This window comes from Dactylosporangium sp. NPDC049525 (assembly GCF_040676755.1).
In the GTDB taxonomy this organism is placed as follows: domain Bacteria; phylum Actinomycetota; class Actinomycetes; order Mycobacteriales; family Micromonosporaceae; genus Dactylosporangium.
Genome location: NZ_JBFAPO010000001.1, coordinates 145,528 through 170,162, shown reverse-complemented (window position 1 = coordinate 170,162; position 24,635 = coordinate 145,528). Strand labels below are relative to the sequence as shown.

Here is a 24,635-nt window from a genome sequence, read left to right as displayed (position 1 = left end):
AGACCGACGACGCGGTGCGCTCGTTGGCAGCGAACATGATCAGGTCATACGGCATTCTGGATTCGGAGTTCCTGGGGCCGTCGGCGATCGGGCCGGGCGCGTCGTCGATAGGCTCGATCCTGAACGTCGGCACGGGCCCCGGACGGCGGCGGTTCATCAACCAGCCGCTCGACGGCGCCATGGTGCTGGAGCGCATCCACACCTACACCGCGACACCAAGCCCGGACCGGCTGGTCGAACTGCTCACCCGACGACCGGTCGCGTACCTCACCGGGTCCGCGGGCAGCGGACGGGTCACCGCGGCCCTGGTCGGCTTGGCGCGCACGCACGCCCCGGATCGGATCACCCAGCTCCATCTCGTCGGCGACGAACCCATCCATGCGTATCTTTCCGACCGGAACCTGCTCAGGCCGGACCACGGACACATCGTCGAGCTGGCGCGCACCGCCGAACTCGAGCCGTCAGAACTGGCGCAGTTGTCCATGCTCGCCCGCGGGGCGCGCGCAGCCGTCGTGTTCGTCGGGGTCACCGACGCCAGCAGCCGGCAGCTTGTCGAATACCACGTCGAGCATGTTCCGCCCGACCCGCGTGAGGTGTTCCTCCTGTGGCTGGAACGGTGGCTCGGCGACCGGGGCCGCTGCGTCGGCGCATGCACGGCATGTGAGGGCGACTGCGTCCGGTCGTATGTCGAGCGCTGCCGCACCGAGCACGTGGAGCACCTGTCCGTGCGCACCATGGCGGACGCCGTACGGTTCGCGGCGGACTTCGCCGAACACACCCCGGACGGCGCTGCGGCCGCCGACCTGCTGGCCGATCGTGCCGCGTTGCGTGGCAAAGCGGTGAAGCTCCTCGAAGCGGCACCGGCGCACGACGGTGCGGCCGGCGACGGACACCGGGCCCGCCGCCTGGCCCAGCACCGCCGCGCCGCCCGTCTGGCCTTCGCCGTGTTCCACGGGTATCCGTTGACCAGAGTGTTCGAGGCGACCGGTGCGCTCACCCAGCGCATCGACGAGGCCGCGGGGCGCGCGTCGGGCGACCGCACCGTGCTCGAACACAGCCTCGAGACTCTGCTCGACGACATCCGCCACGAACCGACCACCAACCTGGCCGGCACCGTCGGCGCGGCCCGGATCGCCCGGCTCCGCCAGCCGGGACTGGTTCGCGGTCTGCTCGATGTCGCGTGGCACGACTACGACACGGCCCGTCAGCCGCTGTTGCGATGGCTCGACGACCTTGTTGAGACCGATGACGTCCGACCGGTCGCCGCGGCCGCCGGCCTGCTCTGCGAATACGACTTCGAGCAGATCCGCCGGGATCTGCTGGACCGCTGGGCCGCGAGCGGCAGCCGGTCGCGGCGCCAGGCCGCGGCCCTCGCGTGCGAGCTCGCCGTCCACAACCCTGATCTGGCGGCCCGGGTCCTGACCTGCGTCGCGGAATGGGTGGAGCAGGCTGGGCACCGTCGCGACACCGCAGTGCGCACCTATGCCACCAACACCTTCCGGCGCAGGTACCCACTCGACGCCCTGGCCGTGCTGGAACGCGCGGCCTGCGACGACATGCAACGCACCAGCAACGCGATCCCCGTCGGTGTGCGAGGCATCTACCACACGAACGGCGCCGCGGTGATGCAGCGGCTCGTCCGCTGGCCCGACTCCCCGATCGCGAACCTGCGAACCATGGCCAGCCGGTGCCTGCTGCAGCTGGCGGACGTGGACAGCGACGCCATCGGCGAAGCGGCGACCAGCGCGTGGCCGGCGCTCCTGCGGCAGACCGCCACGGGCGACGTGTCGATCGCGGATCACGCCGGGCTCTGGCCGGGCGCCCTGCTGAACCCGGTAACGGCTCGGCAGGCGTGGTCAGTGTTCGAGCGCTGGGTCGGCCTCGCGGCAGACGACCCGGACCTCGCCGGAGTGCTGTGCGAACTGCTCAACCACGTCCTGCAAGGCGGCCCGATCAACCGCCGGGCCAGCTTCTACCTGCGGTTCTTCTGGCAGCGCAGCATGCCGGACAACCCGATCCTCGACACCATCGCCGGCATGCTGGAAGGGCGCCACCATGAGCACTGACTTCACCACGTTCGACCAGCCGACCACGCCGTCCGGCAAGGAGTGGTTCCGCCGCTTCGCCGACTGGTGGCAACCCACCGTCGTCGAGGACCCCGGCATCGAGGCCGAGCTGACCGACTGCCGGCCCACCGCGCCGATTGCCCTGGCGGCGAAAGGCGACGCCTTCGACTTCTCGGTCCGGCCCACCTTCACCTGGCACGCCAGGCGGATGACCCGTAACCGGTTCGAGCACTGCATCAACACGTACACCCCCGATGCGCTGGACGCGCTGCGGATCCGCACCGAGCGGGTTGCCCGCTCGTTCGAACCGCACCACTCGCACCGCCTCGAGCTGGAACTCAACGCGCGCCTGTCCGCCAAGGACTGGGTGATGGGGGCGCCCGACGAGCGACTCACCTGCCGTCCCGTGGTGTTCGTGCTCCCGGATCCACGGGTCCGCGAAAGCATGCAGCCCTACTGGCGGCGGCGCATCGAGATGCAGAGCGAACATGAGCTGGCAATGCGCCGGGCGGAGCTGACCCGCGAGCGCACCGAGGCATGGTCGAGGGTCATGAAGGCACTGGAGAAGGACCCCCGCAGCCGGCACGCGGCGTCGCTCGTCGAACACGAGGCATTCGCCGAGGTCTACACAGCGATGACCCAGGGACGCAAGGACGAGCTGCTCAAGCTCATCGACCTGCTGGAGAAGGCCGGTCGCAGCTACAACGGCATCGGCCTGTACGAGTACGCCGAAGGGCTCGACGCCGCACTCGCCGAATACCGCAAACGCTCCGGCGCCGACGTCGAATAGGCGAGCGGTGGCCGGCTTCCAACCTGGCGGGGCGGTGGAGGCATGTACACCGGTAGAGGCCGGTCGGGAGGAGTCGCGTGGTCGACGAAGAGGGGTTCCGGGAGTTCGTGCGTGCACGGCTGCCGCGGTTGTCCCGCGCCGCATATCTGCTCGCCGGGGGGCATGCGCAGGCGGAGGATCTGCTGCAGGGGGCGCTGATCAAGGCGGCCCTGCACTGGGCGAAGGTCTCCGCGGCCGGGGACCCCGAGGCGTACATCCGCAAGATCTTGTACCACGAGCACGTGCGCACCTGGCGCCGGCGGAGGTTTCTCGAACACTCCACCGCTGACGTGCCGGACCGGGCCGCTGCCGGGGACGAGACCGACCGGGCGGTGCTGCGGCTGGTGCTCGAACAGGCGCTGGCGAAGCTCACCCCGCGGCAGCGGGCGGTCATCGTGCTGCGGTACTTCGAGGATCTGTCCGAGGTCGTGACGGCGCAGGTGATGGGTACGTCGGTCGGCACGGTCAAGAGTCAGACCAGTCACGCGCTGTCGCGGCTGAGGACGCTGGCGCCAGAGCTGGCCGGCGAGATCGAGACCGAGATGGGGGTGCGGTCGTGAACCGGCTGACGGAGACGCTCGACGACATTGCCGAGCAGGCCAAACTGTACGACGTCACCGACCTGGCGATCATGGGTGCGAACCGGCGGCGCCGGACGCGGGTCTTCGCGGTCACCGCGCTGGCCCTGCTGGCCGTGACCTGCGTGCTCGGGGTCGCGGCGCTGGTGCGCCCGGTCAACACCATCGGCCGTCCCGAGGTCGGGCCCGGCCGGCAGGACGGTGACGCGCCGGCGCTGGTCCAGCCGCTGCTGGACACGCCGACCCGGGGGTCCCTCGCCGGCGACATCAACTTCATCAAGGACGTGCTGGACCGTGTTCTCGCCGACCCCGACGCGTACGGGATGCCCGACGACCGGGCCCGGCTGCGGGTGCTGTTCGCCGGGGACCTGCCTGGCAACCGGCGGCTCGTGATCGTGGCCGGCTCCACCGACCGGCCCCGCATGATCGACCTGACCGGTCGGCGCGGCGCGGCGGCAAAGAACCTGGAGCTGACCGCCTGGGGCGACGTCGAGGAACCCGTCGTGCGCAACGAATGGCGCACCGACAACAACGCCGGCTACTCGCTGGTGTTCGGCCCGGAGGGCTACGACGTGTCGGTGTCGGACCGGCCGCGATACCTGCTCGACGGCACCGTCCAGCGCCAGTGGACGCCCGAGCCGGCGGGGTACATCATGCGCGACACCGCCAAGATCGCCGGCGGGGCGCGGGTACGGATCAGCCGCGGCTCAACGATCTTCTACGAGGGCAGGCTCGCCTCGCCGGGGACCCAGCGGACCGGGACGATCGACCCGAACCCGCTGTACGGGCGCGGCAAACCCGCCCCGCGCGCCGCGAAGGCCGCCGCCGACGCGCTCGCCTACAGCACCGGGCTGGTCGGCCCCGACATCCACTACGTCGTGCTGTGGAGCGACGACTTCGTCGTCGACGACCCGAACGGCGGCGGATCGGGCGTCGGTCAGATCGCCACCGTGATGGCGGTGACCCCGGACGGCGGCGGGCCGTACATCACCCTGGCCACCGACACGAATCCGGAGCCGAACGGCCGGGACCACCCGACTGGGTCCGGGGTGTTCGGCGACCCCGAGCGGGCACTGATCGTCATGCGGCTGCCGCACTTCAACGCCGAGCAGCCCACCACGGTGCAGATCGTCGCGCCGCCCGCCGCTGTCCGGCTCGACCTGCTGCGCGACGGCACCGTCTTCAAGTCCACGCCGCTGGTCAACGGGGTCGGGCAACTGGGCCTGGGCCTGGGGGTCGAGCTCACGGCCCGCGCCTACGACGCGCAAGGAGCCGTCGTCGCGGAGCGCATCTTCACCGACGATCGGGCGGCCAGCGGCACCGAGCCCGAGGTCAAAGGCTGGTGAGGTTCACCGGCCGCGGTGTCGAGGTCATGACATCGCGGCCGGTGAACGGTGCTCCGGCAACGCCCGTGCCCATGGGTATCCGACGGCAACCCGCCGCAGGCAAACCCACATGGGAGGTCACAGTCATGGGCATCGGTAAAGGTCTCGCGCTGCTGACGGTCGGCGCGGTCGCGGGGGCCGCAGCGTTCGTCGGCTTCGGCGCCCTCAACGGCGACGTCACGCTCGACAAGGTCGGCCAGTACACCTCGACCGGCAAGAAGGCCGAGGTGGTGAAGTTCAAGCTGGCGCCGAGCTCGGAGCAGCTCGCCAAGTGCCTGCCGAAGGTCAAGGTCGACGTGAGCGTCGCCCTCGAGACCGACGTGAAGGGCTTCGACACCTTCGACGTCAACGTCACCGGCGGCCCGGCGAACACGGCGTTCACCGTGTTCCTGCTGGAGGTTCCGGCGGCGCCGTTCGGTGCGGCCGAGTACATCGGCGACGTCTTCACCGACAAGTACGGCAAGGGCCACACCCAGCTGAAGCTCATCGTCGAGGAGGCGTTCTCCTCGACGCTGGTCGGCAAGGACCGGGTCCGCAAGGAACTCGGCCACGTCGGCATGTGGTTCGCCGACCCGGCCGGCGACGACTTCTGCCTCGGTGCCGGCGCCGGCGCCGTCACCCCGTTCGACGGGGACAACGAGGCCGGCGTCCAGGTCTTCAACTCGGCCCCGAGCCTGCCGAAGGCCCCGCTGCCGTAAAAGGCCCGCTGCCGTAAACAGCCTCAGTCGGTGCCGGCCTCCATGGCGGCGTTGTCGAGCCACTCGTCTCCCGCGGCGACCTCGCCGCGGGAGGCGATCGCCTCGGCGCCGCCCTCGGGCATCGTGCCGATCAGCCTGGTCGACTGCTCCGGGCCGGCGACGAGCTGCCGGTGCTGGCTGCTGCCGACGATGCCGATCCGCGCGTACTGCTCCAGCTTCGCCCGCGAGTCGGCGATGTCGAGGTTGCGCATGGTCAGCTGGCCGATCCGGTCCAGCGGGCCGAAGGCGGAGTCCTCGGTGCGCTCCATCGACAGCTTGTCCGGGTGGTAGCTCAGCGCCGGGCCGGACGTGTTGATGACCGAGTAGTCCTCGCCGCGCCGCAGCCGCAGCGTCACCTCGCCGGTGATCGCCGAGCCCACCCACCGCTGCAGCGACTCGCGCAGCATCAGGGCCTGCGGGTCCAGCCAGCGCCCCTCGTACAGCAGCCGCCCGAGTCGCCGTCCCTCGTTGTGGTACGCGGCGACGGTGTCCTCGTTGTGGATCGCGTTGACCAGCCGCTCGTATGCGGCGTGCAGCAGGGCCATGCCCGGCGCCTCGTAGATGCCGCGGCTCTTCGCCTCGATGATCCGGTTCTCGATCTGGTCGGACATGCCCAGGCCGTGCCGGCCGCCGACGGCGTTCGCCTCCAGGACCAGGTCGACGGCGGAACCGAACTCCTTGCCGTTGATCGTGACCGGGCGGCCCTGCTCGAAGCCGACCGTGACGTCCTCGGCGGCGATGTGGACCTCGGGGTCCCAGAACTTCACGCCCATGATGGGTTCGACGATCTCGATGCCCGTGTCGAGGCGTTCGAGGGTCTTCGCCTCGTGCGTGGCGCCCCAGATGTTGGCGTCGGTGGAGTACGCCTTCTCGGTGCTGTCCCGGTAGGGCAGCCCGTGCGCGAGCAGCCACTCGGACATCTCCTTGCGGCCACCGAGCTCGGTGACGAAGGCGGCGTCCAGCCACGGCTTGTAGATGCGCAGCGACGGGTTCGCCAGCAGCCCGTACCGGTAGAAGCGCTCGATGTCGTTGCCCTTGAAGGTGGAGCCGTCGCCCCAGACCTGCACGCCGTCCTCGAGCATCGCGTGCACCAGCAGCGTGCCGGTGACGGCCCGGCCCAGCGGCGTGGTGTTGAAGTAGCCGCGGCCGCCGGAGCGGATGTGGAACGCGCCGCAGGCCAGGGCCGCGAGGCCCTCCTCGACCAGCGCGGCGCGGCAGTCGACCAGGCGGGCGATCTCGGCGCCGTACGCGCCGGCGCGGCCCGGGACCGAGGCGATGTCAGGCTCGTCGTACTGCCCGATATCGGCGGTGTAGGTGCAGGGCACCGCGCCCTTCTCGCGCATCCACGCGACAGCTACCGACGTGTCCAGGCCACCGGAGAAGGCGATTCCGACACGTTCACCGACGGGCAGGGAGGTGAGCACCTTGGACATGCCGAAAGTATATGCATCCCACTGCATGATGATGCAAGTTTACGTGATCGGCACCTCAAGGGGGTGACGGCCGTCACACCATGTCACGCCAGGCCTCCTGCGTTCCGTCTCGCGGTCGTCCAACAACCCGGGAGGAGCAGGCCATGTCCATCGCCTTCACCGTCGTCACCGTCTTCGCCGCACTCTGGGTCGGCTTCTCGGCCGTCTCGGTGTTCACCCGCGCGAAGTGGGTCGTCGAGCCACTCGCCGCGTACGGCGTCCCCGCGTCCTGGTGGACCTGGCTCGGCGTGGCCAAGGCCGCCGGCGCGGCCGGTCTCCTGGCCGGCCTGTTCGTGCCCGCGGTCGGTGTCGCGGCGAGCGTCGGCCTGGTGCTGTATTTCACCGGCGCCGTCATCACGGTGCTGCGGGCCCGCTCGTTCTCGCACGTCCCGTTTCCGCTGATGTACCTGGCCCCGGTGGTCGCCGCGTACCTGCTCGGCCTCAGCGGGTAGAACGTGATCGTGACGACCGACGCGTTCACAGCACACCGGCGGCTGCTGTTCTCCGTGGCGTACCGCATCCTCGGCACCGCGGCCGACGCCGAGGACGCGGTGCAGGACGCCTGGATGAAATGGTCCGCCGCCGACCGCGGCGACGTCGCCGAACCCAAGGCCTACCTGGTGCGGATCGTGTCGAACGTGGCGATGGACCGGCTGCGGTCGGTCCGCTCCCGGCGCGAGGTGTACGTGGGACCGTGGCTGCCCGAACCGATCCGCACCGACGCCGAAACCGACACCGCCACCGAAACCGACACGGTGTCGATGGCGCTGCTGATGGTGCTGGAGACGCTGAGTCCGTTGGAGCGCGCCGTGTTCGTGCTCAAGGAGGCCTTCGGCTTCACCTACGCGGAGATCGCCGACGCGGTCGAGCGGTCCGAGGACGCCGTCCGCCAAGCCGCGCACCGCGCCCGCGAACACGTCCAGGCCCGCCGGCCGCGCTTCCACGCCACCGCCGCCAGGCAGCGCGAGGTCACCGAGCGGTTCTTCGCCGCGGCGACCGGCGGCGACATCAACACGCTCATGCAGCTGCTCGCACCGGACGTCACCGTCTGGACCGACGGCGGCGGCAAGGTCCGCCAGGCGCTGCGCCCGGTCACCGGCGCCGAGCGGGTGGCGGCCTGGTTCGCGACCTTCGGCGAGCAGCCCTACCAAGGGGTCGCGCTCGCCGACATGCGCGTGGACCTGGTGGAGCTCAACGGCCGGACCGGCGTCGTGTTCACCGGCGCCGGCCGCGTCATCGGTACCCTCATCCTCGACGTCGACGCGGACGGCCGGATCGCCGCGATCCACAACGTCGCCAACCCCGACAAGCTGCGCGCCGTCGCCACCGGCGAGGTCCACTGAACGACCCCGCCCCGCGACGGGGCCGCCGGAAACCTACGCCCAGCGGGCCGAGACCTGCTCTTCCAAGGTGTCCAGCGGCAGCGGCCCGTAGGCGAGCACCTCATGGTGGAAGGCCCGCAGGTCGAACGCCGCCCCCAGCGCCGCCCGCTCCCGCTCCCGCAACTGCTGGATCCGCAGCCGCCCGATCATGTACGCCAGGGCCTGCCCCGGCATCGCGATGTACCGGTCGACCTCGTTGACGATGTTGGTCTCGGTCAGCGCGGTGTTCTCCAGCATGTAGGCGATCGCCTGCTGCCGCGACCAGCCGAGGTGATGCATGCCCGTGTCGACCACGAGCCGGCACGCCCGCCACGCGTCGAACGACACCATGCCGAGCCGCCCCAGCTCCGACGTGTACAGGCCCATCTCGTCGCTGAGGCGCTCCGTGTACAGCCCCCAGCCCTCGCCGTGCGCGTCGAAGTAGGTGAACCGGCGGAACTGCGGCAGGTCACCACGCGACTGCGCGACCGCGATCTGCAGGTGGTGCCCGGGGACGCTCTCGTGGAACGCGAGCACCTCGTATTCGAACCTGGCCCGCAGCTCCGGCCGGTACGTGTTCACCACGTGCGCACCGGGCCGCGAACCGTCGGCGGCCGGAGCGACGTAATAACCGAGTACCGAGTTCTCCGCCTCCGCCGGGTCCATCTCGCGGACCACGCACGGCGCGATGTCATACCCGGCGAACCAGTCCGGCACCGCCTCCTCGGCCCGCCGCAGCGCCCCGGTCACGGTGTCGACGATCTCCCCGGCCGCGCCGAACCGCAGCTCACGGTCGTCCCGCAGCCGGGCGATGACCTCACCGGCGCTGCGGGCGTTGAGGGCCCGCCCACCGCGCTCGGCGAACTCCTCGCGCAGGTTGGTGATGAGATCCAGCCCGATCTGGTGGATCTCCTCGGGCCCGAGCCCGGTCGTGGTGTACGCCCCGATCAGCGCCCGGTACCCCTCGCCGCCGCCGGGCACGTGACACAGCCCGACCCGCTCCCCGCTGCGGGCCACGGGAAGGAGCTGCTCGGCCAGCGTCGTACGGAACCGGACCAACGCCGGGCGCAGCGACGCCGTGACCGCCTCGGCGGCGCGAGCATTGCCCGGGAGGCGCCGCAGCAACGGATCCCGCTCGACCGGCGTGGCCAGATACGCGTCGACCTGCGCGACCGCCTGCCGCACGCCGAGCTCCGTCGGAAACCGCCCGTCGCCGGCCGCCTGCAGGTAGCGCTCGGCGTGCCCGTCGAAGAAGCCGCCGAGCTTCTCCAGCCGGGCCAGGTACGCCTCGTCGGACCCGGTCGCCGCAGGCACCGCCGACACGACCAGGGCCAGCGGCCCAGCGATGCTCGCGGTCACGGCGACCTCGGCCAGCCCGTCCTGGAGCGTCCGCTGCTCGTCGTGCAGGAGCCGGGTCAGGATGGTGTGGCTGATGCGGTCCTGCCCGTCGAGTGCGTCCCGGTCGACGGTGGCAAGCTCCGCCTCGACCCGGGCCAGCGCCGCCCGCTGCTCGGCGGCCGCGGCACGGCCCGGATCGGGGACCTCGGCGTCATAGCCCTCCACACCGAACACGCTGGCCGCCAACGGGTCGGCGGCGAAATGCAGGCGGAAATACTCGTCACCCAGCCGTGCCAGCGTGTCCATCGGTGTGCGGCTCCTATCCTCCGACGTGGTCGGAGGCCACCGTATCCGGCGAGCCGCCGCGCTGCGCCTTGTCCACCGCCGCACGCACCGTCTCCGCATCGGCGGGCGTGCCCACCGGGTCGCTGAACGTGCCGTACGGCGAGCCGTACACGGGCGTGTCCGGCTGGAACCGCCAGCTGTCGGCGAGCGAGCCGACGTCGACGGTGTCGTAACCGATCGCGTCGAGGAACTCGGTCACGGTGGCCTTCGCCGCGGCGTCGTCACCGGCGATCGGCAGCGCGGTCCGGTCACCGGCGCCCGTCGGGCGGGTCAGCGACCCCAGGTGCTTGAAGAAGATGTTGTTGAACACCTTGACCACACTCGCCCCGTCCAGGTGACGCTGCAGCACCTCGCTGCTGGTCACGGAGGCGTCGTCCAGCTCGGCGTAGTTGCCGTCCCGCTGGGGGTAGTAGTTGTTCGTGTCGATGACCACCTTGCCGGACAACGGCTCGGCCGGCACCGCCGCATACGCCTTGAACGGCACGCTCACCACCACGATGTCCCCGGCCGCAGCGGCATCGGCCGCGCTGGCCGCCCGGGCCCGCGGGCCGAGCTCGGCAACCAGGTCCTGGAGCGTCTCCGGCCCGCGCGAGTTGCTCAGCACGACGTCATACCCCGCCGCCACCGCAAGCCGCGCCACGGTCCCACCGATGTGGCCACTGCCGACAAATCCGATCGTTGTCATACCCCCGCCAACCCTTGCTACGTCGCTACCGATTCCTCCCCTCTCCCCGATGTGACCTGCGATACACGTCCGCGCCGAACCGTGATGGATGTTGCTTTTCAGCCGCCGGTGATTCGGCGCCACAGGGCCACGTAACCGCGCAGCATCCACGAGACCACGAACCAGAACACGAGGCCGCCGAGCACGTGCACCGCCCACGCACCGGCAAGGGTCGGGCCGCCCCAGGAGTCGCGGTACTCACCGCTCATGCCGAGCAGCGGGCGGATCGGGTACACCACGTTGACCAGCACACCCGTCCAGCAGTAGCCGACCACGACCAGCGCCACCAGGTCGAGCGGCACCGCGGCCAGCCCCCGCACCCGCGACACCGCCGGCTCCCGCGCCAGCAGCACCTTCGCGACCCGCCGCTGCGCGCCACCCCCGTCAACGAGCGCCCAGATCGCCAACGGCACCGACAGCAGCAGGAACAGCGTGCTGCGATACGGCTCCCCGGTGAACGGCAGTCTCCACCAGCGCATGCGCGCCAGCATAACGACTTCCGGCGATGCGTCAGTCCCGCGAGGCCAGGATCCTCAGCGCGAACTGGCCCTGGGCCCGCACGTCTCCGGCGAGGGCGCGCCAGGCGGCGTGATCGTCCGGCAGCGCCCGCCGCAGCACCTCCACCCGAGCCCGGTCAGAGCCGGCAAACCGCTCCCGATCGGCGTACGGATCTTCCAGACAGCACAGCAACGCCGCCGCGTCCCACAGATGCCGGTCCCGATCGCGGGTGTCGGCCTGGTAAGCGGCGGCCTTGAGGATCAACGCCCCGAACACCGCGGGCATGCTGACGGTCGTGACCCGCTCGGACCCGATCGCGAGCCGGGCGTTGACGGTACGGCGCAGCGCCTGCGTGCCGCCTTCGATCGCCACCATCGCCCGCCCGCGCAGCTTCTCGACGACCCGCGGCGCGGCGTGGTCGGCGATGAGCACGTCGACCACGTCCGGCGCGCTGCCCAGCAGGTCGACGGTCGCGGTGTCACGCCGGAAGCGGTGCGCGATCTCGATCCGGGGGTCGCTCGGGGGTGTCAGCTCGTACCCCAGAGACTCCAGCGCAGTCGCCGCGGTCGCCGCGACACCTCGGGTCGTCTCGATGTGCAGGACGATGTCCACGTCGTTGGTCGCGCGCACCACGTCGAGTCCCCGATACATGCAGTGCAACTGCGTCATCAGCCCGCCGACGAGCGTCCAGTGCTCGTGCGGCAGGACCGCCTCGATCTCGGCGACGTTCGGCCACGGCGACAGCCAGCCGCCTCGCGGGTCTGGGATGTCGATCGTCGGGCGCTCAGGCACGGAACCGCTCCAGCGCCCCGGTGAGCGCGTCGATGCCGGCGCTGCGCTCGCGGATGTCGAGGGACTCCGCGAGGTCCAGGGCCGCCAGCACCGTCGCGCTGTGCGCGAGGTCGGTGACGACGTCGAGGGGCATGCCGGTGGCCCGCAGCGTGAACGGCCCGGCGTCGGTGCGGACCAGGCCGTGCCGGGCGACGAGCGCGTCGAGTTCGCCGGCGGCCACGTAACCGTCGACCGCCGCCGTCGCGGTCAGCCCGAGCGCCTCGGCGGCCGCGGACGTGTCCACCACCTGGCCGCGCAGCCTGCCCGCCGTGCTGGTGTGGCCGGTGTACCGCGAAACGACGGCCCGTCCGCGAGCGCGTCCCGCCAGTTCCCGTGCGCCCAGTGTCCTCAGCTTTCCCCGGAGGCGGGACCGCTGGCTCTCGCCCATCCATGCGGCGTCGCGGCCGGACAGCAGCGCGACGGCACCCCAGGCGGTCGGCTCCAACCAGGGGCGCCCACGGAAATCGCCCCGGCTCGCCAGGTATCGCTCGACCGAGGTCTCGTCGACGACCCCGCGAGCGAGCATCCGCAACTGGCCGCTGGCAACAAGGTGCTGCACCCGGCGGGTGGTCACGCCGAGACGCTGGGCCGCGCTGGCGACCGTCAGCAGCTCCATGACAGATAGCTTCGTCTTCGCGAACCTATCTGTCAACGCACACACGGGTGGCGCGGCCCTCGGGGCGCCGCGCCACGGGTGCGTGCGGTCAGCTTGCGCTGCAGGAGACCGACGGCCAGGTCCAGGCGCCGTTGGTCTGGATGGTCACGCCGAAGTTGTTGCCGCTGCCGTTCGGCTTTGCGGTCAGCACCTGGGCGCTGGGGTAGCTGGCGTTGATGTTCCAGGTGGCGATGACCTTCGCCGGCGACGGGACGTTCATCGTGACGGTCCAGGTGCTGGAGCCTGACACGGCCACGTTCAGGTTGTACCGGTCGCTCCACTGCTGGCCGGCCGACAGTGAGGCGGTGCAGCCACCGCCTCCGCCGCCGCCACCGCCTCCACCGCCGCCCCCTCCGCCGCCTCCGCCGGAGGAGGTGTCCAGGGTGATGTTGGAGCTGCCGCTGCTCTGGTAGCCCTCCGTCGCCAGGATCATGTAGTCGTGGCTGCCGAGGTTCATCCCGTACCGCGCCCACGCGTCGAAGTGGTTGCCGGTCGTGATCGTGCCGCCGGTCTTCTTCGACTGCCGCACGCTCCAGTACTGGTTGAACGTCTTGTTGCCCTCGATCGACGGCGCGTTGTACCGCGTCGTCTGGTAGATGTCGTAGGTCCCGCCGTCAGTGGTGACCGTGCCCTTGTACGTGCCCGTCGGCCGGTACGTGCCCCAGTTGTCGACGACGTAGTACTCCACGAGCGGGTTTCTGGTCCAGCCGTAGAGCGCCAGATAGGCATTTCCGGACGGATTGAAACTGCCGGAATACGGCACACTTCTGCGCCCGCCGGTGCTCCACCCCTTGCCGGCGACGAAGTTCCCGGTGTTCCGCCACGACGTACTGTAATTGCCGCCTGATCCAAGTTCCATGGAAACAGTGCCGGCACTGTCGGTCCAGAACGAATAGAAGTAGCCGTTGTTGGTGCCGGTCTGATTCGACGTCACGGCGGCGTGCGCCACCCCGGGCAGCAACGCCATGGCCGTGGCCAGGACCGTGGCGCAGGCGCTGGTGACGAGCAGCCTGACCCGGCCGCGTCTGTGATGATCCGTACGGACAGGGGTGTCATTCATCGTGTACTTCCTCCGGGACTCCAGGGCAGCACGACATGTCCCGGCAGCCTTTCCTGAGGCCCCGGAAATGACGGCGCTCCTGATCGATGGCGGTCGAGGTCTACCGATGGCGCCAGTATTCGTCCGCCTTCACAGAGGTGTCAACAATCCCCGAGTATTTCGAAACCCGCCGTGTTTTCGAAAACAACCCTGATGACCTTTCATTGCCGGCGGGAAAGGCCTTTCCGGTGCCGCCGGCCCGGAGGTGTCTGCGGTGAGTGCGTGTCGGCATCGATCGTCCTGGCGAGCTCAGGTAGCGGATGGTACTTTGGTACCTGAGCGACCGCCTGTCACACGAGGAGATCCCATGCCCCCCGCCGCGACGCCGATCAAGGTCGACGCCCAGACCGACCAGCTCATCTCGCATGCGGCCCACTTCTTCGGCCGCTCGAAGAAGGACATCGTCGACCTCGCGGTCCGCGAATACATCGAAAACCACCGAGCCGAGCTCCAGGAGTCCGTCACGCGCGCGCTGCAACAGCTCGACGGCACCGTCGCCGGCTCCGTCTCGCTGCTCACCGGCATGTCCCGCGCCGAGCTGGACAACCTCGGCGGCCTCGCGGACCGGTAGACGCCGCTCGATTTTCACTTAAGAGCACATGCCCTTAAGGTCGATCCATGCGTCAACATCAACGTGAGCCAGTCAGGCCGACGAAGCGTTGCCTGGAGGACCTCGGTGGCTCCTTTCCGCCCCTTGAGCAGCGACTTCATGGCATCGATCATCCTGTTGTGGTGCGGGCCCAGCAGGTTCCGTTCGAGGTTGCCGCCCGGGGAGCGGAGCGGGTCGTGGCAATCGATGACCTGGTCTGGTTGAAAGTCAAGACCGGCCACCACCGGGCCGCGGTGCACAAGCTCGACCCGGCGGGCGAGCACCCAGCCGTGCTGTCGGAAGGATCTGCCTGGTGGTGGATCGGGGCAGCCGGAATGCGGAAGGCCGACAGCGGCAGCGACGACTTCTACGCCCGGTTGGAGGCCGAGTGCAAACGGGCAGGCAAAGGAACTGGGCGTGTGTCGTCGCTGCATCTGCTGCCGACAGATGTCGACCTGAAGCGACTTCAGGCGGAGCTGGCGACGCAGGTCGTCGTCAGCGTCAGGGAGATCGTGTGCCGCCTGGTAGCCAACTCCATACGCAGCGGCAGCGCGTGGTCCGCACGTCTGCACGGGCATGAGATCTCGGTGCTGGTCCGCGCCCGGGACGGTGACGCCTACATCGCGATCGTCGCCGAACAGTTCATCGACCCGAATTTCCTGGCAGTCATCTTGAGGTCGGTTCCTGGCGTGGATTCCGCTGACTGGCTCGAGGAGCCGGGAGGGGCCATGGGTGTCCAGCCCGGGTTCGGGCAGATCGTCCGGTCGGCGATCATCCCGCCCGAGTATCAGTCCAAAATCGTCGACCAGCACGGCGGCGAGACGCAGAACCCGTAAGTCAGCGTGCGTCGATGATGCGCTGGTACAGGCGCAGTTCCGCCTCCAAGGCGGCACTGGCGTCCTCGGAGCCGGCGACGTCGTGCCCGACTCCCTTCAACAGCAGCAGCTCGTGCGCCGCGTCCCGCTCGCGCAGGCCATCGGCCAACTCCACCACGTCGTCTGCCGCGACCACCGCATCCTCCGTGCCGTGGATGAGCAGCACCGGCGTACGGAGCGACGCGGCCGTCACCGCACCCGCGCCGCCGCGCAGGCGGGCCGCGTGCGGGCGCTGGAACCGCGGTGCCGTCTCCGCCCACCGGTCAGGGTCGACGACCGCCGATACCGCGACCGCCGCCGCGAACGGCCCGTCCTGTGATACCGCCTGCAACGCCGTGTACCCGCCCGCGCTCGCCCCGCGGACGAACACCTGCCCCGCCATCGCCCGCCCCGAGGCCACCAGGTGCTCGGCCACCGCCACGCAGTCGGCCACGTCGTCGATGCCCCACCGGCCGTACAGCGCTTCCCGGAACGCCCGGCCGTAGCCGGTGCTGCCGGTGTAGTCGACGTCGACGACGGCGAACCCGCGGGCGGTGAAGTACTGCACCTGCGGGTCCAGCCGCAGCGCGATGGACGCCGTCGGGCCAGGGTGTGCCCGCACGATCAGCGGCGCGGACCAGTCGTGCGGCGCGCCCGCCGGTGGGTACACCAGTGCCACCACCTGCCGGACGCCGCCGTCGACCGGCACATCCAGCCGCGTTGGCGTCGACCCGCCGGCCACCGCGGTGGCGCCGGCCACGACCTCGAGCGGCGGCGCGCCGTCGTCGAGCCGCAGCACCGCGACCTGCTGGGGGAGCGTCGGCGACGACCCGACCAGCGCGACCGAGGAGCCCGACCCCGACAGGCAGGGTTTGATCGAGGTGTACGGCACGGCAACCGGCGACACCGTGCCCGAATCGTCGACGACCACCAGGCGGTGCTCCGGTCCCTCTCGCACCACCATGACGATCCGGCCGTCGTCGAGGAAGCAGTACGACGCGTACCCCAGCTCCCACGGCGCCGCCGCGCACTCCGCCGCCACCGGCGCCACGGCCGTGCCGTCGTGGCGGTACAGGTTCCACCAGCCGGTCCGGTCCGACATGAAGTACAGCATCCCGTCGGGGCCCCAGCGCGGCTCGATCGCCGACTCGTCGGGGCCGCCGGCGACCCGCATCGGATCGCCGATCTGGCCGCCGGGCTCGTATGCGGCGACCCACACCTCGCATCCGTCCCACGGCATGTCCCGCGCGCTCCACCAGGTCCAGGCAACCATGCCGTCGGTGGGCCGCGGCGCCCCGAAGAACCCGGCGGCCTCCGCCAGCACCCTGGGCTCGGGGTCGCCGTCGAGGGAGACCGCGACCAGGGCGTCGCCGGTCGCGTCCTCCCGGACGGCCAGGAGCTCACCGGCACCGAGGACAAGGTCGCCGAACGCGCCCTCGACCATGAGCGTCACGGTGTTGTCGTCGTTCACCTGGTACAGGCCACCGTCACCGACGCACCAGACAGCGCCGGGCGTGCCGAGGTACGAGCCACCGCCGTACCCGTGGACGCCGCCGCCGACCCGGAAACCTGGCGGGGTCAGCTCGACCGGCTCGCCACCGGGGCGCCACCGCATCAGCCCGTGGTGCGAGTCCAGCCAGTGCAGCGCACCGTCCTGCCATTGCAGCCAGTCGAAGCTCAGGTGCGACACACGCCGATTCTCCAGGACCGGCCGTCAGGAGCGGCGCGGGACCCGGCCGAGGTCGGCGAGCAGGGTGTCCAGGGCATCCAGGTCCGCCCAGCCGTTGACCTCGACCCGGCCGTCCGCGCCGACCGTGACCTCCACGCGGTCCGGGGTGGCGGTGAGGTCGTCGAGCAGGTGCGGGAAGCGGTCCGTCAGCAGCACGAACTCCTGGTTCGTCGAGCCGACCCACGGGCGGGCGAGGTCCAGGCGGTCGGCCAGGTACGGGCCCGCCACCAGCAGGTCGGTGCCGGCGAGCAGCGCGGCGACGTCGCCCCGGCCGGCGGCGACGGCCCGGTCCAGCTGCGCGGTCGTGTATCCGGTGAACGTCATCACGGAGCGGCCCGCGGCCTGGACGGCGGCGGCGACCTTCGCGAGGGCGGCGGCCTGGTCGAACGGCTCACCACCGAGCAGGGTCAGCCCCGTGGTGTTCGCGGCCAGTACCCGGGCGGCCAGCGCGTCCGAGGGGGTGCGCTGCCCGCCGCGGAAGGTCCACAGGTGCGGGTTGAAGCAGCCGGCGCAGCGCACGGTGCAGCCCTGCACCCAGACCGCGGTGCGCTCGCCGGGACCTTCGGCGTGCGTGACGGCGAGGAACCGCGCGACCGCCACCAGGTCGGGGTCGCCCGCCGGACGCGGCAGGTCAGCCATGTCGGCGTCCGGGCGTGGCGGGTCAGCCATCTCGGCCGCCGGGCGTGGCAGGTCAGACATCGAGGACGCGGCCCTGGGGGTGCGGGCCCGGCGGCGGGGTCGGCGGGCCGCACGTCAGCCGGTCCCGGAGCGGCGCGAACTGGTGCGGCGCCAGGCCGGCGGCGAACGCGAAATCGTCGAGGCTGGTGAACCCGGACCTGGCCTGCCGTTCGGCGATGATGCGGTACGCACGGTCCAGGTCGAACCCGGGCAGCCGGGCCAAGTCCTCGGCGGTGGCGGCGTTGACGTCCACGACCATGGGCGACGGTGGCCCGTACGCCGCCGGTGGGGCCGGGGCAAAGTACTCGCCGGGCGGCGCCTGCATGGCCGGCGGGAGCGGCGCCGCCGCGGCCGGGAACGCCGGTGGCGCGGGTGCCGCGCTGTGCCAGGCCGGCGGCGGCGGTGCGGGTGCGGCGCTCTGCCAGGCCGACGGCGCGGTGGGTGCCGTGTTGTGCCAGGTCGGTGGCGGTGCGGCGGGCTCGGCGTGCCAGGGAATGTAGTGCGCCCGCCACTGCAGCCACGACGAGTTGATCAGGCAGGCGTGCACGATGCTGGCGATCCAGACCGCGAACCACAGCCCAACGGCCCAGTCGCTGACGGAGCTCTCCTTCGGGCTCCCGCCGACAAACATGAAACTGCCCCAGCCGAGCAGCAGGTACGCGATGCCGGGGATCCACCACGACGGCCGCTTGGCGCGCACGCCGACGTAGAGGAACCCGGCGCCGCTGAGGCAGCCCAGGCCGAGGATCGGCAGGATGAGCCACCAGCTGTGCCGGATCCGCCAGCTCAGGCTCGCCGCCGGGTTCGGCGACCACCGGGCCGGCACCGTCCAGCTGTCAGGCGCGTTCGACATCGTGCTGCGTCTCGACGGCGTGGACGTCGGCGCGGACCCTGGTGTAGTCGGCGGTGTAGCTGCTCTCCACGGTTCGGGCGGCGAGCAGGTCCTCCAGCACGGCGATGTAGTCGAGGCAGGCCGCGCCGAGCAGACCCTCGGTCTCGGCGCTGATCTGCCCGTCGCTGGAGACGGTGACGATGATGCGCGGCCGGTCCGTCACGACGACCCACCTGCCACGGTGGCCCCGTCGGTGGCTCCGGCGGCTGCTTCGACGGCGAAGACGAGCCGGACGCTGCTGTCGGCGGCGGCGCTCTCCGACTCCAGGCGGAGCCCCGCGGCGGGGGCCCGTTCGCGCAGCCGTTCCAGCACCGCCCGCTGCACCTGCCGGCCGTACCCGGCGTCGATCGCGCGGACGATGTCGACGGCGCGCGCCTCGTCGACGTCACCGGTGAAGTGCGCCTCCCAGATCTCGTCCTGGTTGCGGGTGAAGCGGGCACGCACCCCCTTCCACCTGGCGAGGATCTCCCCGTCGCCCTCGGTGACCTCGGCGTCCGTCCCGCGCAGCGCGGCGGCGAGCAGCGAGGCGTCCCGCATCCTGGTCTGCACCTGGCAGACCACCTGCTGCTGGTGGTCCCGGCCCGACCGCAGGCCGTGCGCGGCGCTCACGGCCGCCACAGCCAGCGGGACCAGGATCAGCGACACACTCATCCGGCACCTCCTGTCGATGTTGCAGAGCCTGTCGGGGGCAACGCGCCGAGGTCCCAGTCCTCGGCCGCGGTCGCCGCGACCGCCCGGGTCTCGGCCCACGCGCGGATGGCGGCGACCCGCTCGGCCTGCGTGACGCTCAACGGCACCATGTTCGCCGTCGCCCGGATCAGGTCGTCCTGGCGCAATGGGCGGCGTTCGGAGAACGCGTCGAACAGTCCGGCGATCACCGCCTGCTCGATCTCCGCACCCGAGTACCCGGCGCTGAAGTCGCACAACTCCCGCAGCGACCGGTCGTCCAGGGTCAGCTCACCGGCGACCGCCTTGTGCCGCAGCCGCCGGGCGAGGTGCACCCGCCAGATCGAGGCCCGCTCGGCTCGGGTGGGCAGGTCCACGAAGAAGATCTCGTCGAAGCGGCCCTTGCGCAGCAGCTCCGCCGGCAACCGCTCGATGTCGTTCGCCGTGGCGATCACGAAGACCGCCTTCGTCTTCTCCTGCATCCAGGTGAGGAACGTGCCGAAGACCCGCGGCGTCGTACCGGAGTCGCCGCCGCTGCTCGCGAAGCCCTTCTCGATCTCATCGACCCACAACACGCACGGCGCCGTCGCCTCGGCGGTGCGGATGGCCGTGCGCATGTTCTGCTCGCTGGACCCGACGATCCCGGAGAAGACCCGGCCGACGTCCAGCCGCAGCAGCGGAAGCCCCCACGCCGCCGAGACCGCCTTGGCCGTCAACGACTTGCCGCAACCGGGTACCCCCGTGATCAGCACGCCGCGCGGCGCCGGGAGCCCGTACAGCGCGGCGGCGGCCAGCCAGGAACTGTCCCGCTTGGCGAGCCACCGCTTCAGGTTCTCCAGCCCGCCGACGTCGGCGAGCTCGACGCCACCGTCGACGAACTCCAGCACCCCGGACTTGCGCACAGCTTGCCGCTTCTCGTCGTGGACCACGTCGAGATCGTGGATGTCCAGCACGTCGTCGCTGACCATCGCCCGGGCGAACGCGTTCTCCGCCTCGTGCAGCGTGAGACCGGCCGCGGCCTTGGCGAACCGCTCCCGCTCCACGTCGGTCAACCCGATCCGGATCCGCCCCCCGGTGCCGTTGTTCGCGATCATCCCGTCGAGCAGGCCCCGGATCTCGTCCTCGCTCGGCAGCGGGAAGTCGACAATGGTGATGTCCTTCTCCAGCTCGACGGGGATGCGCAGCACGGGCGCCACGATCACCAGCACCCGCGGCACCTGCCCGGACTTGAACGCCGCCGCCACGTCGCGGACCCGCCGGATCGCCACCGGGTTCGCGGGCCGGTCCCCACTGCTCAGCGCCGCGTGGAGATCCTTGAAGATGAACACGCCCGGCGTCTCGGTGCGCAGGACGGCCTCGAGCGCCGCCTCCGGCTCCGTGGTGCCCCGCCGCGCGGTGCCGTCCGGCTGGATCAGCCCCTCGGTCGCCGACCACGTCCACACCGTCCGCAGGGTCCGCAGCAGGCTCGCGTCCCGGGCAACGGCCGACACCTCCGCGACGACCCGCTGCTCCTCATACGACTCGATGTAGAGGACAGGGAAACGCGCCTTCAGCAACTGCACCAGGTCGCTACGAAAGCCGCGCATCCTCCGATTCCCTTCTCAAGGCGTGGCCGAGGTCCGCTCGACGGTAGCAACCCCCTGCCACCAGGCGATTCGCTCAATGGGCGCAGCGCCACAGGGCTACCCTCGACGGGGTGAGCTGGTGGTTGCTGCATGTCGACCTCGACCAGTTCATCGCGGCGGTCGAGGTGCTGCGCCGGCCGGAGTTGCGGGGGCGGCCCGTCGTGGTCGGCGGGGACGGGGATCCCGGTCGGGCGCGGCAGGTGGTGGCGACCGCGTCGTATGAGGCGCGCGCATTCGGCGTCCGGTCCGGCATGCCGCTGCAGGTCGCGGCCCGGCGGTGCCCCGAGGCCGTGTTCCTGGCGTCCGACCCGCCCGCCTACCAGGCCGCATCCGCGCGGGTCATGGCGACGCTGGCGACGTTTCCGGTGCGGTTGCAGGTGTACGGCTGGGATGAGGCCTTCCTCGGCGCCGACACTGAGGATCCGGTGGCGCTGGCGGTGGACGTACGCCGGGCGGTGCTCGACGCGACCGGCCTGAGCTGCGCGATCGGGGTGGGCGACAACAAGCTGACGGCCAAGCACGCCGCGCGGTTCGCCAAGCCCGGCGGGATCCACCAGCTGACCAGGGCAACCTGGATGGCGGCGATGGGTGCGAAGCCAGCCGGTGAGCTGTGGGGCGTCGGGCCGAAGACCGTGAAGCGGCTCACCGCCCTCGGCCTGCGCACGGTCGCCGACCTGGCCGGCGCGTCCCCGGAGCTGCTGGCCGAGCACTTCGGGAAGCGCGCGGGCACGTGGCTGGCGCTGAGCGCCCGCGGCGCCGGCGACACCAGCGTCGACACCGAGCCCTGGGTGGCCAGGTCCCGCAGCCGCGAGACGACCTTCGTCGAGGACCTCACCGACCGCGACGCGATCGCCGGGCACGTCGCGGCCCTGGCACGGGAGCTGGGTGCCGGCGTCGTCGCCGATGGGCGGCGGGTCACGCACGTCGCGGTGAAGGTGCGGTTCGCGTCGTTCCACACGCCGACGAAGGCGATGAAGCTGCGCGGCGACCCAACCACCGACCTCGACGAGATCGAGCGGGCGGCGCGCACCGTGCTGGCCAAGTTCGACCTGCAGCGGCCGGTGCGGCTGGTCGGCGTCCGCACCGACCTGGCGATGGACTAGCCCTGGGTGCCCGCTGCGGCGGAGCACGCCTCAACCGGCATAGGTTGCTGGCGACACCCGATTGCGCGTCGCCAGCAACTATTCACGCTATTTGATGCCAAGCTTCCGTAGGTTGAGCTTTGCTTCCGCAAAGTAGCCGAGAGCGTTAGGGTGGAAGCTTTGTTGACGGTAGCTCTTGTTCACGTCGAGGATAAGTCCATTCATCCATGGCTGACGTGAACACAGCTCATGTCCATCGAAGGCGTCATAGGTGCCGACGGGCGTGACGCCTGCTTTGTGTGCAGCGCTTGCGATAATTTCATCTAGACGAAGAATGCTGTCGTTGATCCAGCGTTGATCTGACGCGCGAAAGACCATCCCACCGGCATTGCATGCCGAGGTGGGGTTGAGTCGGAAGAAGCGAGGATACTCATTTATGAGAATCTTGGCACCCGGAGCCACGCGCGCCTTTATGTTTCGGTACAACGCGACCAGCTCGCCACTTTGCTCAATCTGGGAAATCCATCGCTTCACCCTCGAGCCGTACAGGCTTTCACAGGTCGGGAAAATCGATTGGTCGCGGAGGTAGCAGCCCTGAATGACGTCCGGGAAGTGGGCGTCATTACCGCTTACGGAAATCATGGCAAGCTTGATCTTCGAATTTAGCCAGTCCAACTGCCCGATTTCTCCATCATTGGGCGCGCCGGAATGGTTCTTGATCCACGGTGCGTAGAAATCGTTGATGACGGCACCAGAGCAGGCATGGAAGCGGAGCTTGTACCCGAGTCGATCTGCGACGATTTGCTGATATGAACTCGGAGAGCGGTGACAACGGTTGGTTTTGATGTTCGTGTCTGGCGTGTACCCGCCAGCCCCCTCGCCGGAGCCGTACGAGTCGCCGCCTCCGAATGCCTCAAGCTGAGTGTCTCCAACAGCAATTGGAAACCCTACGGGAGCGGAAACGCTGCCGTCGCCTGGCGAGAACGACGGCCAGAAGTCGTCCTGGCTCGTGGCGGGCTGGGCAACGGCCGATGCGCTGCCAAGCCATTGCAGGTAGATCTGGGGGTTCGCGCCGTCTGGAGTGTGTACAAACGCCATGGTCCAGTTGTTGCTGATGCTAGGATTCAGGTCAAGACCCGTGGCATTCACGGTGAGTTGGGTTGGCTGACCTCCTGTAACAGGTACGGTGAATATCTGCGCCGAACCGGTCGCTGGTGCCCACCGGTCAAAGAATATGTACCGACAGTCGGGACTCCATGCAGGGTCGCTGTCGCCCGCTCCGTTGGTTAGGACCAGTTCGTTGCCGCCGTCGCTGTTTACTACGTGGATTTCACGAGTCGGCGAAAGCTCCGGCTGGTATGCGAACGCCATGCGTCCGTTGTGGCACCACACTGGATGCTCGCCTTCGCCAATCACGGTGAGGCCAGAGCCGTCGGCCATGACCTTATATATCGTCTTGTGAAGGTCAGCTGGGCTGGCTATCCCATTGAACAGGATCTGCGTGGAGTCCGGAGACCAACTAGGCTGTTCGGTGTTCTCAGTTCCGAGGTGCGTCACTTGGAACGGCGTGCCGCCAGACGTCGACACTGTAAAGATCTCACTGACGTTGTTCGTGAAACGTCGAAACGCTACATTTTGACCGTTAGGGGCGAGGCTCGGTTCGTCGTCGCTGACAGAGCTGCCCGGACTAGTGAGTTGCACAATCCGGCTGCATGTGTTCAGGGCAATGCCACCGCTCAACCCAACATTACTGAAGGCGTAGGGCGAGCACGCGGGCGTGGCAGCATGGGCAAGCTCATTCGAAATGTTGGTTCCCAAGAGCAAGCAGGCCGTGGTGACAGCCGCCGCTAAGTATCGTAGTGTTGATCGGGTCTTTCGAGACATGCGATCACTCCTCGGGACGGCGTTTCGCTGGCGTCCTCACTGGCTCCGCTTTATACATGGCGTCAGCCTATGAATCGTTCGCTCATTAACCGCTAACCGCAACCAAAACACGGATACGTTGCGTGATCGACCTACAAACACCGCTACATGTGGTTGGTTATCAGCTAGATGCTGCACCAACTCAACCGCCTGACCGATGCCACATCCGTGATGCGTACGCTACTGGCGGTATTGGTGGAGGAAACGAAGGAAATGGCGACATTTTGCACTTGCAGGTCGCCAGTGTGGTGCCTAGTCACCCGTCTGTCGTCCGGTTCGTGGCGCCAGTCGCACTGATACACCAAGTCGTCGAACCACCGGCTGTCCCGGGGGTCGTAGAACCTGTGCTCTCCCCCAGGAGCGGGAAGGTGCGTGGCGCCGACGCCGTTTGTGTAAGCAACCGGCGTGTCCGTCGAAGGCGGTATCGCGAGTCGAGATGACCGGATAGCGTTAAAGATGGAAGATCGTATCGCTGAGAATGCTCGCTTACTGAGCTCACATGGTATGGCCCAGGTCATAGATGTCGGCCCTGGCGCCCGCCTACGCCGCCAGCCAGCCCGCCAAATGGACGGCGCTTGAGCAACGGACCCACGAGCGCGTCGTACCGGGACCGCCAGTATGGCCCAGTGGTCCAGGTACCGCTCAGACGAATGCTCGGCTCCGAGGACCCTCGCTGACC

Annotated in this window: 24 protein-coding genes; 10 read left to right on the top strand and 14 right to left on the bottom strand. The window is 69.7% G+C overall.

The genetic code is table 11. The features are described from left to right. Window positions 1-35 precede the first annotated feature (35 nt). The 5 genes from AB0K00_RS00695 to AB0K00_RS00675 all read left to right on the top strand — a co-directional run bounded on the left by AB0K00_RS00695 (window position 36) and on the right by AB0K00_RS00675 (window position 5,556). The gene (locus AB0K00_RS00695) at window positions 36-2,066 is read left to right on the top strand and encodes a hypothetical protein (RefSeq protein WP_363513088.1); all 2,031 of its coding nucleotides are present in this window, start codon (window positions 36-38) and stop codon (window positions 2,064-2,066) included. Next, complete coding sequence (locus tag AB0K00_RS00690; RefSeq protein ID WP_363513085.1) at window positions 2,056-2,856, top strand: hypothetical protein; 801 nt, start codon at window positions 2,056-2,058, stop codon at window positions 2,854-2,856. Before AB0K00_RS00695 ends, AB0K00_RS00690 begins: the two co-directional genes overlap by 11 nt. A 77-nt stretch (window positions 2,857-2,933) precedes the next feature. Further along, on the top strand, window positions 2,934-3,455 hold the full coding sequence (locus tag AB0K00_RS00685; RefSeq protein WP_363513082.1) for a SigE family RNA polymerase sigma factor: 522 nt from the start codon (window positions 2,934-2,936) through the stop codon (window positions 3,453-3,455). Beyond that, the gene (locus AB0K00_RS00680; RefSeq protein ID WP_363513079.1) at window positions 3,452-4,819 is read left to right on the top strand and encodes a hypothetical protein; all 1,368 of its coding nucleotides are present in this window, start codon (window positions 3,452-3,454) and stop codon (window positions 4,817-4,819) included. The genes AB0K00_RS00685 and AB0K00_RS00680 overlap by 4 nt, the downstream gene beginning before the upstream one ends. A gap of 125 nt (window positions 4,820-4,944) precedes the next feature. Beyond that, window positions 4,945-5,556 carry a hypothetical protein gene (locus tag AB0K00_RS00675; protein ID WP_363513076.1) on the top strand — a complete coding sequence of 204 codons (612 nt, stop codon included), beginning with the start codon at window positions 4,945-4,947 and terminating at the stop codon, window positions 5,554-5,556. A gap of 23 nt (window positions 5,557-5,579) precedes the next feature. On the opposite strand, the gene argG is transcribed toward AB0K00_RS00675, so the two are convergent. Further along, on the bottom strand, window positions 5,580-7,028 hold the full coding sequence (argG, locus tag AB0K00_RS00670) for an argininosuccinate synthase (protein ID WP_363513074.1): 1,449 nt from the start codon (window positions 7,026-7,028) through the stop codon (window positions 5,580-5,582). Between the two features lie 143 nt (window positions 7,029-7,171). On the opposite strand from argG, the gene AB0K00_RS00665 reads away from it, so the two are divergent. Together AB0K00_RS00665 and AB0K00_RS00660 are read left to right on the top strand one after the other, a co-directional pair. After that, on the top strand, window positions 7,172-7,519 hold the full coding sequence (locus tag AB0K00_RS00665; protein ID WP_363513071.1) for a DoxX family protein: 348 nt from the start codon (window positions 7,172-7,174) through the stop codon (window positions 7,517-7,519). Window positions 7,520-7,528: 9 nt separating this feature from the next. Continuing rightward, a complete protein-coding gene (locus AB0K00_RS00660) occupies window positions 7,529-8,410 on the top strand; it encodes an RNA polymerase sigma-70 factor (protein ID WP_363513068.1) in 882 nt (293 codons plus the stop codon). A gap of 33 nt (window positions 8,411-8,443) precedes the next feature. Here AB0K00_RS00660 and AB0K00_RS00655 read toward each other — a convergent pair whose 3' ends face one another. The 6 genes from AB0K00_RS00655 to AB0K00_RS00630 form a co-directional block, all read right to left on the bottom strand. Next, entirely contained in the window at window positions 8,444-10,072 is a 1,629-nt protein-coding gene (locus AB0K00_RS00655; RefSeq protein ID WP_363513065.1) for a DUF885 domain-containing protein, read from the bottom strand. Between the two features lie 13 nt (window positions 10,073-10,085). Continuing rightward, window positions 10,086-10,796 (bottom strand): NAD(P)-binding domain-containing protein, encoded by a 711-nt coding sequence (locus AB0K00_RS00650; RefSeq protein WP_363513062.1) that lies wholly within the window; start codon window positions 10,794-10,796, stop codon window positions 10,086-10,088. A 98-nt stretch (window positions 10,797-10,894) separates the two neighbouring features. Next, window positions 10,895-11,314 (bottom strand): hypothetical protein, encoded by a 420-nt coding sequence (locus AB0K00_RS00645; protein WP_363513059.1) that lies wholly within the window; start codon window positions 11,312-11,314, stop codon window positions 10,895-10,897. Window positions 11,315-11,345: 31 nt separating this feature from the next. Continuing rightward, window positions 11,346-12,125 carry a hypothetical protein gene (locus tag AB0K00_RS00640; protein ID WP_363513056.1) on the bottom strand — a complete coding sequence of 260 codons (780 nt, stop codon included), beginning with the start codon at window positions 12,123-12,125 and terminating at the stop codon, window positions 11,346-11,348. Continuing rightward, on the bottom strand, window positions 12,118-12,780 hold the full coding sequence (locus AB0K00_RS00635) for a hypothetical protein (protein ID WP_363513053.1): 663 nt from the start codon (window positions 12,778-12,780) through the stop codon (window positions 12,118-12,120). Before AB0K00_RS00635 ends, AB0K00_RS00640 begins: the two co-directional genes overlap by 8 nt. Before the next feature lie 88 nt (window positions 12,781-12,868). Beyond that, the gene (locus AB0K00_RS00630) at window positions 12,869-13,879 is read right to left on the bottom strand and encodes a glycoside hydrolase family 11 protein (protein ID WP_363513050.1); all 1,011 of its coding nucleotides are present in this window, start codon (window positions 13,877-13,879) and stop codon (window positions 12,869-12,871) included. 346 nt (window positions 13,880-14,225) lie between these two features. Here AB0K00_RS00630 and AB0K00_RS00625 point away from each other — a divergent pair, with 346 nt between their 5' ends. Then, on the top strand, window positions 14,226-14,489 hold the full coding sequence (locus tag AB0K00_RS00625) for a hypothetical protein (protein WP_363513047.1): 264 nt from the start codon (window positions 14,226-14,228) through the stop codon (window positions 14,487-14,489). Between the two features lie 47 nt (window positions 14,490-14,536). After that, window positions 14,537-15,343: a hypothetical protein gene (locus tag AB0K00_RS00620; protein WP_363513044.1), complete on the top strand. Its 807-nt coding sequence runs from the start codon at window positions 14,537-14,539 to the stop codon at window positions 15,341-15,343. 1 nt (window position 15,344) lies between these two features. Here the strand turns inward: AB0K00_RS00620 and AB0K00_RS00615 are convergent, their stop codons facing one another. Genes AB0K00_RS00615 through AB0K00_RS00590 form a run of 6 tightly spaced genes read right to left on the bottom strand, consistent with a single transcriptional unit; the run spans window position 15,345 to window position 20,912 of the window. Beyond that, a complete protein-coding gene (locus tag AB0K00_RS00615; RefSeq protein WP_363513041.1) occupies window positions 15,345-17,051 on the bottom strand; it encodes a prolyl oligopeptidase family serine peptidase in 1,707 nt (568 codons plus the stop codon). 24 nt (window positions 17,052-17,075) lie between these two features. Continuing rightward, window positions 17,076-17,729 (bottom strand): 4Fe-4S single cluster domain-containing protein, encoded by a 654-nt coding sequence (locus AB0K00_RS00610; RefSeq protein ID WP_363513038.1) that lies wholly within the window; start codon window positions 17,727-17,729, stop codon window positions 17,076-17,078. Window positions 17,730-17,781: 52 nt separating this feature from the next. Then, complete coding sequence (locus AB0K00_RS00605; RefSeq protein WP_363513035.1) at window positions 17,782-18,621, bottom strand: helix-hairpin-helix domain-containing protein; 840 nt, start codon at window positions 18,619-18,621, stop codon at window positions 17,782-17,784. Beyond that, a complete protein-coding gene (locus AB0K00_RS00600; protein ID WP_363513032.1) occupies window positions 18,605-18,823 on the bottom strand; it encodes a DUF2997 domain-containing protein in 219 nt (72 codons plus the stop codon). The genes AB0K00_RS00605 and AB0K00_RS00600 overlap by 17 nt, the downstream gene beginning before the upstream one ends. After that, a complete protein-coding gene (locus tag AB0K00_RS00595; RefSeq protein WP_363513029.1) occupies window positions 18,820-19,311 on the bottom strand; it encodes a hypothetical protein in 492 nt (163 codons plus the stop codon). The genes AB0K00_RS00600 and AB0K00_RS00595 overlap by 4 nt, the downstream gene beginning before the upstream one ends. Beyond that, a complete protein-coding gene (locus AB0K00_RS00590) occupies window positions 19,308-20,912 on the bottom strand; it encodes an AAA family ATPase (protein WP_363513026.1) in 1,605 nt (534 codons plus the stop codon). The genes AB0K00_RS00595 and AB0K00_RS00590 overlap by 4 nt, the downstream gene beginning before the upstream one ends. 110 nt (window positions 20,913-21,022) lie before the next feature. On the opposite strand from AB0K00_RS00590, the gene AB0K00_RS00585 reads away from it, so the two are divergent. Further along, window positions 21,023-22,054, top strand: a complete 1,032-nt coding sequence (locus AB0K00_RS00585) for a DNA polymerase IV (protein WP_363513023.1) — start codon at window positions 21,023-21,025, stop codon at window positions 22,052-22,054. An 87-nt stretch (window positions 22,055-22,141) separates the two neighbouring features. Here the strand turns inward: AB0K00_RS00585 and AB0K00_RS00580 are convergent, their stop codons facing one another. Next, window positions 22,142-23,917 carry a GDSL-type esterase/lipase family protein gene (locus AB0K00_RS00580; RefSeq protein ID WP_363513020.1) on the bottom strand — a complete coding sequence of 592 codons (1,776 nt, stop codon included), beginning with the start codon at window positions 23,915-23,917 and terminating at the stop codon, window positions 22,142-22,144. Window positions 23,918-24,635: the final 718 nt, after the last annotated feature.

Excerpts from the sequence above, each read along its gene's own strand:
- AB0K00_RS00695 (WP_363513088.1), top strand. The coding sequence starts at position 36 with ATGATCAGGTCATACGGCATTCTGGATTCGGAGTTCCTGGGGCCGTCG.
- AB0K00_RS00690 (WP_363513085.1), top strand. The coding sequence starts at position 2,056 with ATGAGCACTGACTTCACCACGTTCGACCAGCCGACCACGCCGTCCGGC.
- AB0K00_RS00675 (WP_363513076.1), top strand. The coding sequence starts at position 4,945 with ATGGGCATCGGTAAAGGTCTCGCGCTGCTGACGGTCGGCGCGGTCGCG.
- argG (WP_363513074.1), bottom strand. The coding sequence starts at position 7,028 with ATGTCCAAGGTGCTCACCTCCCTGCCCGTCGGTGAACGTGTCGGAATC.
- AB0K00_RS00665 (WP_363513071.1), top strand. The coding sequence starts at position 7,172 with ATGTCCATCGCCTTCACCGTCGTCACCGTCTTCGCCGCACTCTGGGTC.
- AB0K00_RS00655 (WP_363513065.1), bottom strand. The coding sequence starts at position 10,072 with ATGGACACGCTGGCACGGCTGGGTGACGAGTATTTCCGCCTGCATTTC.
- AB0K00_RS00650 (WP_363513062.1), bottom strand. The coding sequence starts at position 10,796 with ATGACAACGATCGGATTTGTCGGCAGTGGCCACATCGGTGGGACCGTG.
- AB0K00_RS00645 (WP_363513059.1), bottom strand. The coding sequence starts at position 11,314 with ATGCGCTGGTGGAGACTGCCGTTCACCGGGGAGCCGTATCGCAGCACG.
- AB0K00_RS00635 (WP_363513053.1), bottom strand. The coding sequence starts at position 12,780 with ATGGAGCTGCTGACGGTCGCCAGCGCGGCCCAGCGTCTCGGCGTGACC.
- AB0K00_RS00630 (WP_363513050.1), bottom strand. The coding sequence starts at position 13,879 with ATGAATGACACCCCTGTCCGTACGGATCATCACAGACGCGGCCGGGTC.
- AB0K00_RS00625 (WP_363513047.1), top strand. The coding sequence starts at position 14,226 with ATGCCCCCCGCCGCGACGCCGATCAAGGTCGACGCCCAGACCGACCAG.
- AB0K00_RS00620 (WP_363513044.1), top strand. The coding sequence starts at position 14,537 with ATGCGTCAACATCAACGTGAGCCAGTCAGGCCGACGAAGCGTTGCCTG.
- AB0K00_RS00610 (WP_363513038.1), bottom strand. The coding sequence starts at position 17,729 with ATGGCTGACCTGCCGCGTCCGGCGGGCGACCCCGACCTGGTGGCGGTC.
- AB0K00_RS00605 (WP_363513035.1), bottom strand. The coding sequence starts at position 18,621 with ATGTCGAACGCGCCTGACAGCTGGACGGTGCCGGCCCGGTGGTCGCCG.
- AB0K00_RS00595 (WP_363513029.1), bottom strand. The coding sequence starts at position 19,311 with ATGAGTGTGTCGCTGATCCTGGTCCCGCTGGCTGTGGCGGCCGTGAGC.
- AB0K00_RS00590 (WP_363513026.1), bottom strand. The coding sequence starts at position 20,912 with ATGCGCGGCTTTCGTAGCGACCTGGTGCAGTTGCTGAAGGCGCGTTTC.
- AB0K00_RS00580 (WP_363513020.1), bottom strand. The coding sequence starts at position 23,917 with ATGTCTCGAAAGACCCGATCAACACTACGATACTTAGCGGCGGCTGTC.